Here is a 12,885-nt window from a genome sequence, read left to right as displayed (position 1 = left end):
TAAATCGTTGAAAATCAAATTAAGGGTATTTTCCTGCTGAAACTAAGTCATGAATTTCTACTTCGTAAATTCAAATGTTTGAGTGGCTTGGTTCCTTATTCACCCGGGGGTATCAGTTCCAGTTCGCCACTTAGTAATCCTTCCGCGGATGCTGAGATTTTGATCGGGTGATTAAAATTTTCTGTACGTAGAACAATAGCGGCAATTCCGGCTTTTGCCAGAGCCGGATTTTCGCCGATTAATTCCCCATTCCCGCTCATTGAAAATGTCACCTTAATATCTGCATCCGGAACGATTGTTCCGTTTTCATCGAGAATCAATGCATAGACGAAAACCACATCAGGAGTATTTTTGCTGATGGGTATCGTAGTGATGTCAACCTCGAGTTTGATTGTGGTTGCTTTTTCAGGGGTACTGATAGTATGCTCTGCCACCGGCTTATCGCCAATGAAGCCAACAGCCCTGAGTGTACCTGGTTTGAATTTGGAAATCTGAAAAATGAATGGGGGATACGACAAATGAGTGGAGTACTGGTCAATTGTTGGTTGCTGTCTTAATATTAGTGAGTCGTTTAGCAATAATTCAACCTCTTCGCAATTGCTGTAGATTTTTACTTCAGTGGAAGAATCTTTGGTCCAGTAGCTGGCTATTCTTACCATCGGCCCGGAAAAAAGGTTTTGGCTCAGGATGATTTCCGGTGGACGTTGACTTTGGTAAAAGTAATAGACAAACTTTGGTATTCTGAAAATATCGGAAATCCCGGATGCTTCCAGGTCGTCGGTATAACCGCGATTATAATCGAACATTACCCAGTTGGCGTCACCTATGGTGGCCATTCCTTTTCGGTTCGAATTGGCTGCTTCCTGGAAATTGAGTGCCTGCTGCAGGAGACGTTTTTCGCCAAACTCCCTGAGTTGACGGCTGGTTCGTTCCTCTTCCTTCAGCCCAGCAAAAGCTGTTTGATTAAAGCCGGCATTGTGGGCGTAATATTCCCAATCGCCATATTCGGCAATAAAAACATTTCGCTTCCCTTCCTTGTAAAAATTCCAGTATCCAGGCGGGCTGCCGTGTTGACGCGCAGGGATAAAAAGGTCGAAGGCCGGATGGTCAACCCAACCGGCGCTGTAAATGCCATCGAATGGCAATTCTGTTTTTAAAATCTGGGTGGCTCGTTTGATAAAAGTTTCCGGCATCTCTGTCTCATTGAGCGATACTTCCCAGAAAATGACCGAGGGATGGTTCCTGTCACGGCGAATCATATCGCGACAGTCCTGCAGGGAATTTTCGATAAATTCTTCACCTCCGACAAACTGCCAACCTGGAATGCAATTCATCACCATGAGGCCAAGTTCATCGCAGGCATCCATAAAAGCTTCAGCCTGCGGATAGTGTGACAGGCGGACAAAATCGAAACCGGCATTCTTTATTTTTACGGCATCACGGTATTGCGCTTCATCGGACAATGCGTAACCGATATATGGATATTCCTGGTGGCGGTTGGTACCGTGGATGTATATTTTTTCACCATTCAAAAAGAAACCATTATCCGTCAACTCAATTTTCCGGATTCCCACCTTTTCACTCCATTGATCCATTGGCGCATTGTTGGCATTAAGGACAATATTCAACTGATAAAGATCAGGCTGGCCGGGCGACCAAAGCCGGGGATTTTTAACCAGGAATTCCACAGACAGCTCACTGTCCGTTTCAGGTTGAATCAGCGTCTTTTCTGAAGTGATCTGCAAGTCCGGTTTATCAGGATTTGTCAGGTGTGCCTGAAAGTGCACCCATTGAGCGGCTTTCGATTCATTCTTGAAATGAACCTGAATCCAACCTTTTGCAGATGCAACGGAAATGTCATCAAACCTCACCAAGACTCCGCCACTGCCGGGCTTGCTGGCGGCGACCGCATTGGTGATGTAAAGCTGGTTAGTGGTGATCAGGTAAACGTTCCGGTAAATCCCGCCATAATAGTTGAAATCCAGTTCCTTCAAGGGTTTGCCGGGGGGAATGTCAGGATTGTCTTCATTTTTAACCCTAACTTCCAACAGGTTTTGCTGGCCGGGCAAAATGGCGTTTGTAATGTCAACTTCAAACGGCAAATAACCGCCGGTGTGATGGCGCAGATGCAGACTGTTCACCCACACATCGGCTTCATGCATAACCCCTTCGAAATAAAGGAATACCTTTTTATCGGTCACATTTTCCAGTTCAAATGTTTTCTGATAAAGAGCGGTTCCCTGCCACTGGTCGTTGACAACCAGAGGCTCGATACGGGCAGAGTGCGGAAGTGTAACATTTTCCCATTCAGCACCTTTTGCATCATACCTGAACTGCCATCCCTCAGCGAAGTTCTGTTTGATCCTGTGGGACATTTTTTCTTTTTGAGGAGAGCAGGCAATCGTTAAAAGGAGCAGAAACAGAAAAGGAAGTGTTTTGGTAAAAGTTTTTCTCATCGTCATCGCTTAATGATATTGTTTTGCATCAAAAAATTTGAAAGCCGGCAGCGCTTCATTGCTGATGCGGGCATCGAAAAATGTGGCATTGTCCCAATGAGAGCCGTGTCCCCAGGGAGTATGACAATCCGACGAAACCCATGCCGGCTCCCAGTAAATCACCCCTTCGCCGCCTCCGGACAAGGTGTTTTTGGTGAGTTGTACCAGGTAATCGAGCTGACCTTCGGGGGTAGCCGGAAATTCTGGAAGCAACGCCTCTTCGCCGAGGATGTTGCCAGCAGAATCGGCATTTTCCAACGTGTGCGGATAAGCCGTTTCGATGATCATCACCCGCTTTTCAAATTGCTTTTTGAGCGAATCAATGGCCTGGGGGATTTCGTTAAAAGGAAAAGTTGACCATTTGGGATAGTAGGATAGTCCAATCCAATCGAATTCGGCCAAACCATTTCCGATGGCGCTTTCGAACCACCAGAAGGCATTTTCGGGTTGGGCAATGTGCATCATGACCTGAATATTTTTTCCGGTTAATCTTGCCGCTTCATTTACAGCTGCAATTCCTCTGTTCAACAGCAAAATATTGCGTTTCCAATTGATGGTATCTACTACCATGCTGTCGGCAGGCTGCATAATCTCGATGTTCACTTCGTTTCCGACCTGAACAAACTCCGGCAAAAGTCCATCGCGATCAAGTGAAATCAGCGTGTTGAGGGTATATTGATACATTGAATCACCCAAAACAGCCAAATTGTGAACTTCCTCCCATGCCCTTGGAATAACCTGATGCTGCGGGTCTGCCCAGGTATCGGAGTAATGGAAATCGAGCAGTACCGCCATCTTGGTATCTTTTGCCCGACGGATTGTTTTACTGACATCCTCCAATCCTGAAAATTCATTGATTTCAGGGGTGTGCCAGAGCCTTACCCTGACAATGTTTGCTCCTTTTTCACTAAACAGTTTAAAGGGGTCAATAGGCTCTCCATTTTGCCGGAAAACGCCACCGCAACTTTCAATTTCGTTGATGTAAGATAGGTCGGCGCCGAGGTAGATTTTCGCTGTTTCGTTCTGACAACCAAAAGTTGCCAAAATCAGTGTGATAAAAATTGAGATTTGAAACCTTTTCATTTTAACAGCAATTTATGAGTGGTTGATGATGAATTTTCGGTGTAAATATGAATTAGATAAATTCCGGAATTAAGATTCGAAACATTAACCTCGATATTCATCAAATTTTCGACGGGAATGGATTTTAAGGTGCGGCCAAATAAGTCTGAAATTTCTATTCTGCTGATGTTTTTGGCGGATTTCAACTGGAAGGATTTAGTGGCCGGATTGGGGAATAGTTGCACTTGATTCATCAACCTTTCATCAACCGACAAGCCGCTGATGTTGTCGCATGTTCCCCACTTGAAAGCAAATTCCACAACTTCATTTTTGACGACATATTCCCTGTGTGTATTCCACATTAATGCACATGGAGCAGGTACTGTTTCCTGGGATTGCGTGTTCCAGTCGTCTTTGTTTTGAAATATGTAGGCGCCGATGCTTCTGCCTGGGATTTTCTGGCTAAATTCAAAAACATTCTGCCCGATGTGATGCATCTGCCTGAATTGCCAGTTTACCCCTGTAAAATCGCCGGTTACAAAAACGCCATTGGTGGTGTCCACGTCGGTCATGTCTACTTTGAAAGTCACCTCAAGCGAATCGAGCGCAGCGGGCATAATCGAATAGTCATAATCGAGGAAACCGATACCTTTGTGCAGGTTGTTTTCAAAATCAAAAAAAGTGGCATTTTCCCAGTGCGAGCCAATTGCCCATTGGGTTGAGCAAGAAGTTGAAACCCATGCAGGCTCCCAGTAAATTACTCCCAAACCGCCATTTTCTTTAACCAGCCACGAAAACTCAGTCAGCACATCCCGCTGAATTTCATCTGAGGTTGCATTGCCAAAGGTTTTCAAAAAGTTGGAACTGCCCAAAACATTGGATGCGTTGTCCTCCCAGGCCAAAGTCCACGGGTAACCGATTTCGACAATCATCACCTCCTTTTGGTTAGTGGCTTTCATCTTCCCAACGATCGCTGCCGCGCTGCGGATATTATCATGCAGCGACCAGCCGGGATAATAGGAAATACCGATGATGTCATAATTTGTAAAACCATGACTAATGGCGTAGTTGAACCACCAGAAAGCATTTTGGGGCTGGGCGATGTGGATCACTGTTTTTAAATCAACTCCATAGGTTTGATTGATGGCCTGAACTGCAGCTATCCCGCGTTGAAAAAGAAAAATATTTCGCTCCCAGTCAAGAGGATAAAGCGGCTCGCCAGCTTTAACTAAAATATTGCCGTTGGTTTCATTGCCGATCTGCACCATGTCAGGGAGTAATCCCAGTTGCTGCAAGTGATCCAGCGTGTTATAGGTGTAGTTGTAAAGAGAATCGCCAAGTACCTCCAGGTCTGTGATTTCATTCCATGCAGCGGGGATAAGTTGGTTTGCCGGATCAGCCCAGGTGTCGGAATAATGGAAATCGAGCAGCACAGTCATTTCTTCATTTTTTGCTCGTGCTATTGATTTTTTCACATCTTCCAGCGTGCTGTAATCACTCCAGGTGGGCGTGTGCCACAATCTAAACCGGACAATATTGGCCTGGTGATCGCTAAAGATCGCGAAAATATCTTTGACCTGCTGATTTTCGTAAAACACAGCCCCACAGTCCTCCATTTCATTGACGTATGATAGGTCGGCGCCGAGGTAAAAAGTCTGCGCTGTGAGACATTTAGCCATTAATAGAAAAAAAATGAAATAGAATTTTTGCATCTTATTCATCATTAAATTTGAACGTAAAAGTAATCATTTTCCCATCAAATGCCTGAGTAAATGGAAAAGCCTCCCCAAACAGATGGAGAGGCTTTTCGTTAATAGTTGAATTAACCTCAATATAGTCAACCTGTTCTATTTGATAATCTCATAAGTGGGTTCAGGTGTTGTGAACCGCAAAATGAAAGTGATTGTCCCTCCTTCCGGAATCGGAATGTCGGCTCCACCCTGTACGAGTGTTCCGTCATCAGGGTCTTTTGCTCCCAGGTTGACAGCCCAATCGTCATTTGCCCTGAATTTGAACCGCTGGTTGGCAGCAGCCGGGATGTCTTCGATTGTCACAGACAGCTGTTGATTGGTAATGTCATACACCATATCAATATCAGAGGACCACGCCAGCCATTCGCCAATCACCCCCCAGTTCTGTACTCCATCTCCATAGTTCCAGGTCAGGTTATTGACATCAATCTCGAGCTGATATCCACCGGGTCCCGGAACCTCGAGATTTCCAGCGCCCGGATCTGTGCTTAACTCGAATGGGGTTGCACCAACTCCATAATTGGTATGATCCCAATCGGGATCAGATGTAAACTTAAACTGGAAAGTGCCACCTTCAGGGAAATAAACATAACCGTTGTAAACGCCATCGCCATCAAAATCGAAGACATTTGGCGCAGCAGCAGGATTCCATCCCTGGTAATCACCCGGGACCCAAAGCATTGCAGCTGAAACTTCGGTTAAGAATGGAGTAAAAAGTAAAGTCAACGTCTCAGAATATAACTCAGAGTATGTGGAACTTGTGTTTAAAAAACTGACTATCCTGAATTCAACAGCACTTTCCACATCAGGTTCAAGCCCCATGCTTAGAAGCTTGCTGTTCATTTCGCCCACAGTAATCGAAAATTTTGTTTCCGATGTACTTACCAGCTCTCTTTTATTTTTAAAACTGCTGTCAGGAAGATCCATGTGCATGACATAAGTCGGAAATTGAAGATCGCTGAGTGGATAAGATACAGGTGACCAGGTAATTTCGGTCAATATACTATCTGCCAGTTCCTGTGTAAGGATAAACTGGGCGCCACCTTCAGGATTGGTAAAAGCTTGTTTTGTAGCTTTGGACATATCAAGCACGGGATCTTTCGTTTCTTTTTCGCAGGCACTGAATAGACTAAATCCTATCAGCGCAATCATTAAATAAATTATTTTTTTCATTGTCATACTGTTTTAGATATTAATACCCATCGTTTTGTTGGAGATTTGGATTGGCTCCGATATCTGAAGCCGGAATCGGGAAAAGATTGAATTTATCCAGCACAGCTTTGCCTTCAGGTACATTTCCTTTCCATGGCCAAAGGTAATCAGCAGTGGTAAATTTGCCAAATCTGATGAGGTCTGTTCTGCGATGACATTCCCAGTAGAGTTCACGGGCTCTTTCGTCGAGGATAAAGTCAAGCGTCATTTGGCTGGCGTTGATGTTACCGGTTTCATCTCCATATGCCCTCTCCCTGATCTCGTTCACATAATCAACGGCAATTCCCATATCAGCTGCACCTCTTGCCGCTGCCTCAGCATACATCAGGTAAACGTCAGCAAGTCGGAATACGGGGAAATCGGTATCTGGATAATCAATGTTTTTACCACCGGAGCCATTGGATTTCACGTTTTTCCATTTTGTAATGGCATATCCATCGGTAAATTCGCCAATGTTGATGATTTCCTTGTTTTGGCCTGATGTAAAGAACATTGCCCTTCCATCGGCTTCACCGGTTTCATCCGGAAATTTATTGACAAAAGCGCTGGTTGTGCGCGTTCCACCCCAACCTCCGCCAAAACCAAAATCACCAGGATTCATGTCGCCGCCTATAGCTGCATGGATGATGAAATTGGTACCACCATAAGTTCTGGTATTGTCGCCATCATAGGTAATCGCAAAAATTACCTCATCCGTACACTGATCGTTATCGGCAAGAAACAGGTTTTGATAAGTTGGATGCAACGAATACCCGGCAGTGATCACCTTGTTACAATAGGTAGCACATTCGGTATATTTATTAACCCCGGCATAAATTTCAGCATTCAAATAAATTTTTGCCAGCAATGCCCATGCAGCAGCCTGGTCGGCTCGGCCATATTCTGATCTGGGAGGAAGCAATTTATCCTCAATATCGAGCAATTCGGATTCAACATAATCGAAAAGATCTTTACGCTGAATTTGCTCCGGGAAAAATGATCCGACAGCATCGGCCTCGGTTACAAATGGTACATTGCCGAACAAATCCATGGCATGCCAGTAGCTCAATGCCCTTAAAAATCTGGCTTCGGCCCTGAAGTGTTCTACATCAGTTCTGAGTTGTCCTGAAACACCGCGCTCATCAAGCTTCCCGTCTGATGTTTCCCTGATGTATTCATTACAGGCTGATATTTGGTAGAAAATCCTGTAATACATGGCAGAGGTAAATACATCGCTGGACCCCCAGGTAATGTGATGAAAGTCCTTGATGGTTTGATCGTTCCAACCGATAACGGCTTCGTCGGTGGTCAATTCCTGATGATACCACCATCCCCTGAGGTATTGACCGAATCCTTCGTCAATCCCGCTGATATCGGGGTTTCCGGCAGGGCCATCCTGGCCTGAAACGGCAAGACCGGCATACAGTTTAGCCAATACTTCTTTGTAGGCTTCCGGATTGTTGAAAACATTGGCAGCTGTTACAACATCCTGATCCAGTGGAATGGTATCGAGGTCTTTTGTGCAGGATGAGGAAATAACTATTGCTGCTGCAAAAATGATTAATAAGCTTACTATCTTTTTCATATGAATATCCTTTTAAATGATTAAAACTGAAGATTTACACCTAACACATAAGTGCGTGGACGCGGGTACAGGCGGTTATCAATTCCGCCGCTGATTTCCGGATCAATGCCATCATAGTTACTGATAACAAATGCATTCGTAATCGTTCCTGAAACCCGGAGGTTGGTTTTCCCATTGATGATTCCGGGAAAAAGATAACCCACGGAAAGGTTATCCAGTCTGAAGAATGATGCATCCTGGATGTAATAGTCTGACAAGTATTGTGGATTAACGAAATCGGTGTTGGAAACCGACGAGGTGATATTTCCAAGGTATGGCCCCTCAGGACGGTAAAGTCTTTCGTAAACAGAATTCTCTGATTCCACGTTGTTGTAAACATAGTTACCGAAGTTGGCTCGCCCTGAAAATGAAAAATCCCAGTTTTTGTATGTAAGCGCCGAGGATATCCCGAAGTAAAAATCGGCTGCCGGGTCTTTATAATGGTACCTGTCAGCATTGGTAATTTCACCGTCGCCATTGCGGTCAACATACATACCCTGGATGGGCTTCCCATCGGTTCCGTAAACCTGTTCATAGACAAAGAATGAGTTGGCAGGATAGCCCACGCTGTTCATCTGGATGAAGTTACCTACACCACCTGAGATGCCACCCGTTTCAACGCCAAGATAATCAGGATCATCAGTAGCGGTAAGTTTGGTGATTTCGTTCTGATTGTATGTAGCATTAAATCCAACTTCCCAGAAAAGATCTTCAGTGTTCATTATCCTTGATGTAAGGGTAAATTCAAAACCTTTATTTTCGAGATCGCCAACGTTGGTTAAGATGAAATTGGAGAGGTTGGTTCCGGCAGGCACGGGGATGAAGTTGATCAGATCTGCTGTTTTTCTGTTGTAGTAATCAATTGAACCGTAAAACCTGTCTTCGGCAAAGCCAAAATCAATACCAAAGTTTAGCGTTGTGGTTTCTTCCCACTTGATGTTATAATCATAGCCGGCAGGTCGCATGGTGTAATAGAAAAGATTACCAAGCTGATAGCGGGCAAACTGGTTACTCCTTGTATAGCGCGGAAGGTAAGGATAATCACCCTGGTTGATGTTTTGCTGACCGGTAACACCCCAACCTAAACGCAGCTTCAATTGTGATAATCCTTCAACTCCCTGCATAAAAGATTCATCGAGGATTTTCCAGGCAAAGGCTGCTGATGGGAACAATCCCCAGCGGGTGTCGGGCGAAAACCTTGAAGTTCCATCGTTACGAAGTGTGAAGGTTAACAAATACCTGTCTTTAAATGTGTAATTCAGACGTCCAAAGAATGATACCAGGTAGTTCTCAGTGGGTACATAATTGGGTGTAATGTTGTAAGTTCTCGTGGGATCACCAATGAACCTTTTCTCGTAAACTCCCGGGCGAATCTGGATGATTGTATCGACTTCTCTGGAGTAATTGCCATTCAGTGAGGAGTCGGCTCTCCAGAAATGTTGCCATGAATAACCGGCCATGACATCGATATTGCTTTCAATCGATTTAAGGTCTTTGTTATAGTTCAGGTAGAAATCCAACAATTCGTTTTTCTTTTCCTGTTCGTAATAGTTATAAATACCGCCGCCATTCAGCGGGTCATAAACCCATGGAGCATAATCAGGAACAATTACTTCACCTGATGATTTTGAATGATCCATTCCAAGATTTAAGTTGGCGCGTAACTCGGGTAAAAAGTGAAATTTATAGTCCAGTTGTATATTTCCGATAATTCTGTTTGCATCTGAGTTATCATCTCTCATGTTGAGCAAAGCCACGGGATTGCTGGATCCTTGCTCAACAGGATTATCGGTTCCATTGCTTTGAATCCATGCATAGTAACCGCCAAAATCTGTTGAAGGCATAAGGATAGTATCGGCAGTACCATCTGCGTTCACGTCATTCAGGTAATATGGATTGTAAACGGTGCTGGATGTAACAGGTTTAGTGGGATCATACTGAACTGCTGCTCCGATGGCGCCGCGGTCGGCAAATTGGTTCTGTTCGTTTGCATACTTGAAATTGACGTCAACTTTGAGGTGATTATCAAAAAAAGTTGGGTTTATAGCTGCGCTGATCGTTGTACGATTAAAATTGTCAGTCTTTAAAATCCCATCCTGGTCTGAATAACCAATCGAAAGGCGGTAGGGTAAAAATTCATAAGCGCCCGATAGGCTTACATTATGATCCATACCGAAGGCGTTTTGGTAGATTTCTTCCTGCCAGTCGGTGCTCGCTGTTCCCAGCATGTCTGCCTGGTTTGGATAACGCTCGGTGACCAATTTGGAAAACTCTTCAGCACCAAGTACATCAATAGTTTTGACCGGTGTCGCCATTGAAAAACTACCGTTGTATTCTATTTTAAGCGGGGAACCTTTCTTTCCTTTTTTAGTTGTAATGATGATCACCCCGTTGGATGCCCTTGATCCGTAAATAGCGGTGGCTGAAGCATCTTTCAGAACAGTAAAGGTTTCGATGTCAGCAGGATTAATTGAGTTCAAAGGGCTGCGCGATCCGGAAATGCCTTCATTGTCAATGGGTACACCATCGATGACGTACAACGGATCGTTGCTTGCCGATAACGAAGAGCCTCCCCTGATACGGATGGTAGAACCTTCGCCGGGAGCACCGCCACCATTGGTGATCTGAACCCCGGCAATTTTCCCTGAAACAAGTTCGGCCGGGTTCATAATTTGCCCCCTGTTAAAATCTTTGGAATCAACGGCAATTACCGAACCCGTTGCATCGCTTTTCTTTTGTACACCATAACCGATCACAATAAACTCTTCGAGCGCGGTAGCTTCGACTTTTAACTCGACTACAATGTTGGTGTTAGGCTGAACAACAACCTCCTGGGTTGCATAACCCACAAAAGAAAAAACCAATGTTGTGTTGGGATCAACGGTAAGCCTGAAATTACCGTCAATGTCAGTAGTGGTTCCCTGTAAGGTTCCCTGAACTACGATGGAAACCCCCGGGATGGTAGTACCGTCGTCGGCATCCCTGACAACGCCGGTAACTTCCGCTCTTTGTGCATAAGCCGATGCAATGCCGGATAACAGCAACATCAGCATTAAAGCGGTTTTTAAGTAGATGTGTTTTACCATAGATTAGTTGATTGTTAAATTATTATGACGTAAACTTGAAGATTATCATCCCAATCTTATTTTGATTTATCGAGGCAAATTTAACGTTTAATTAACAATTCCATAAAAAATTTCCTCAGATTTTAAACAAACAGGGTTAAAGCGATTAATTTTGAAGGCGAATTAGAAACCGGTATTTCAACGTATTTAAAAGGAAAGGTTCAGGATGAACGATTTTCATCATGCTTTAAAGATTGAAGAAAAACTTTGTGTCGGATGTTCAAAGTGCATGAATATTTGCCCTACTCATGCAATCAGGGTGCGTAGCGGAAAGGCCAGATTATTGAACAATCGCTGTATTGACTGCGGCGAATGTTACCGGGTATGCCCGGTCAGCGCTATTTCCATCGAGCAGGATGATTTCGGGGAAATTTTTAATTACAAGTACAGGATTGCTTTGATCCCGGCGGTGTTTGCCGGCCAGTTTCCTTCAAAATACAGCCTTGCCGAGATCTATGCAGCCCTTCATGATCTTGGATTTACTCATGTGTTTGAAGTTGAGCATGGTGTTCAGGTATTGAAACAGGAAATGAATGCCCTGCTTATATCTGAGGCATTATCAAAACCATTGATTTCAACCTTTTGCCCCGCCATTGTGCGGCTTATACAGGTCAGGTTCCCGGCGCTGGTGCATCATTTTATCCTTCTGAAACCACCGCTTGATGTTTCAGCGCTCTACTCAAAAATTTTGTTACAAAAAGAAGGAGCACGAGAAGACGAAATCGGCATTTTTTATTTCACCCAATGCGCTGCAAAAATTGCAGCCATAAAAAGCCCTGCAGAAGAGGAAAAATCGCCCATTACCGGAGTAATTAACATGGATGCCGCTTTCAATAAAGTGTATCACCATTTGCAGCAAAAAAACATCACACCAGGTGCGTTAGCTACGGAGTCGGATAAGCTCGCACCTGAGGGTGTTCTATGGAGCCTTACAACCGGGGAAACCGAACAGATGACCGGGCGCAAAATTGCGATTGACGGGGTTCATAATGTGATTAGTTTTTTGGACAAGATGGAACAGGAAGAAAACCCCGGATTCGATTTTCTGGAATTAAGAGCCTGCGACGAAGGGTGTGCTGGTGGCGTATTAACGATCGAAAATCGCTTTCTTACTGCTGAACGCATGCGAAATCGGGCAAAAATGGCCTCATCAAATCCCGGCATAGCCAGCGGTAAAGTCAACATCCACGATTATAAAGACGAATTGAAAGGTCTTATCAGTATTGGAGAAATAAAACCCCGGTCGATGATGAAACTTGATGAAGATATGTCGGAAGCCATGCGAAAAATGAACATGATTCGTCAGATTATCCAGATGCTTCCAATGGTGGATTGCGGCGCCTGCGGGTCACCCGGCTGTTATGCTTTAGCCGAAGATGTTGTGCAGGGCCGCGGACTGATGGAAAACTGTATTTTCATCCAGCGACGCTATGAGCAGAAAGGAATGCTTAAAAACAGCAACGCCATCCAGTTGATGAAAAAAATCTGGGGAGATGATAAGTTTGAGACAAAAGGCGAGTGAGCTAAACATTAATCGCAATGAAGGTAGCACTAAAGAATTGTTGGTATAAAAGAAATAGTAACAAAACAAAAGGGTTGATCTTCTCTTGTATACGAGAAATGATAATAGAGCTGTT

At 44.3% G+C, this 12,885-nt stretch carries 7 protein-coding genes; 1 reads left to right on the top strand and 6 read right to left on the bottom strand.

Annotation, left to right across the window (positions count from 1 at the left end; translation table 11 throughout):
* Window positions 1-95: 95 nt before the first annotated feature.
* The 6 genes from IH598_07030 to IH598_07005 all read right to left on the bottom strand — a co-directional run bounded on the left by IH598_07030 (window position 96) and on the right by IH598_07005 (window position 11,209).
* Entirely contained in the window at window positions 96-2,456 is a 2,361-nt protein-coding gene (locus tag IH598_07030) for a DUF4982 domain-containing protein (protein ID MBE0638254.1), read from the bottom strand.
* Between the two features lie 9 nt (window positions 2,457-2,465).
* Window positions 2,466-3,578, bottom strand: coding sequence for a glycosyl hydrolase 53 family protein (locus IH598_07025; protein MBE0638253.1), 1,113 nt, complete (start codon window positions 3,576-3,578; stop codon window positions 2,466-2,468).
* The gene (locus tag IH598_07020) at window positions 3,575-5,236 is read right to left on the bottom strand and encodes a glycosyl hydrolase 53 family protein (protein ID MBE0638252.1); all 1,662 of its coding nucleotides are present in this window, start codon (window positions 5,234-5,236) and stop codon (window positions 3,575-3,577) included. Before IH598_07020 ends, IH598_07025 begins: the two co-directional genes overlap by 4 nt.
* Window positions 5,237-5,404: 168 nt before the next feature.
* A complete protein-coding gene (locus IH598_07015; protein ID MBE0638251.1) occupies window positions 5,405-6,481 on the bottom strand; it encodes a SusE domain-containing protein in 1,077 nt (358 codons plus the stop codon).
* A 19-nt stretch (window positions 6,482-6,500) separates the two neighbouring features.
* Entirely contained in the window at window positions 6,501-8,084 is a 1,584-nt protein-coding gene (locus IH598_07010) for a RagB/SusD family nutrient uptake outer membrane protein (GenBank protein ID MBE0638250.1), read from the bottom strand.
* Between the two features lie 20 nt (window positions 8,085-8,104).
* Window positions 8,105-11,209 carry a TonB-dependent receptor gene (locus IH598_07005; protein ID MBE0638249.1) on the bottom strand — a complete coding sequence of 1,035 codons (3,105 nt, stop codon included), beginning with the start codon at window positions 11,207-11,209 and terminating at the stop codon, window positions 8,105-8,107.
* Between the two features lie 205 nt (window positions 11,210-11,414).
* On the opposite strand from IH598_07005, the gene IH598_07000 reads away from it, so the two are divergent.
* Window positions 11,415-12,770, top strand: a complete 1,356-nt coding sequence (locus IH598_07000) for a 4Fe-4S binding protein (GenBank protein ID MBE0638248.1) — start codon at window positions 11,415-11,417, stop codon at window positions 12,768-12,770.
* Window positions 12,771-12,885: the final 115 nt, after the last annotated feature.

It is taken from the genome of Bacteroidales bacterium (assembly GCA_014860585.1).
Lineage (GTDB): Bacteria > Bacteroidota > Bacteroidia > Bacteroidales > 4484-276 > RZYY01.
Note: the sequence above shows the minus strand (reverse complement) of the source record. Positions and strands in the feature narration are given on the sequence as shown.

Bases quoted from the DNA above. Each gene is read 5' to 3' on its own strand.
- IH598_07030 (MBE0638254.1), bottom strand. From the start codon at position 2,456: ATGAGAAAAACTTTTACCAAAACACTTCCTTTTCTGTTTCTGCTCCTT.
- IH598_07025 (MBE0638253.1), bottom strand. From the start codon at position 3,578: ATGAAAAGGTTTCAAATCTCAATTTTTATCACACTGATTTTGGCAACT.
- IH598_07020 (MBE0638252.1), bottom strand. From the start codon at position 5,236: ATGGCTAAATGTCTCACAGCGCAGACTTTTTACCTCGGCGCCGACCTA.
- IH598_07015 (MBE0638251.1), bottom strand. From the start codon at position 6,481: ATGAAAAAAATAATTTATTTAATGATTGCGCTGATAGGATTTAGTCTA.
- IH598_07010 (MBE0638250.1), bottom strand. From the start codon at position 8,084: ATGAAAAAGATAGTAAGCTTATTAATCATTTTTGCAGCAGCAATAGTT.
- IH598_07005 (MBE0638249.1), bottom strand. From the start codon at position 11,209: ATGGTAAAACACATCTACTTAAAAACCGCTTTAATGCTGATGTTGCTG.
- IH598_07000 (MBE0638248.1), top strand. From the start codon at position 11,415: ATGAACGATTTTCATCATGCTTTAAAGATTGAAGAAAAACTTTGTGTC.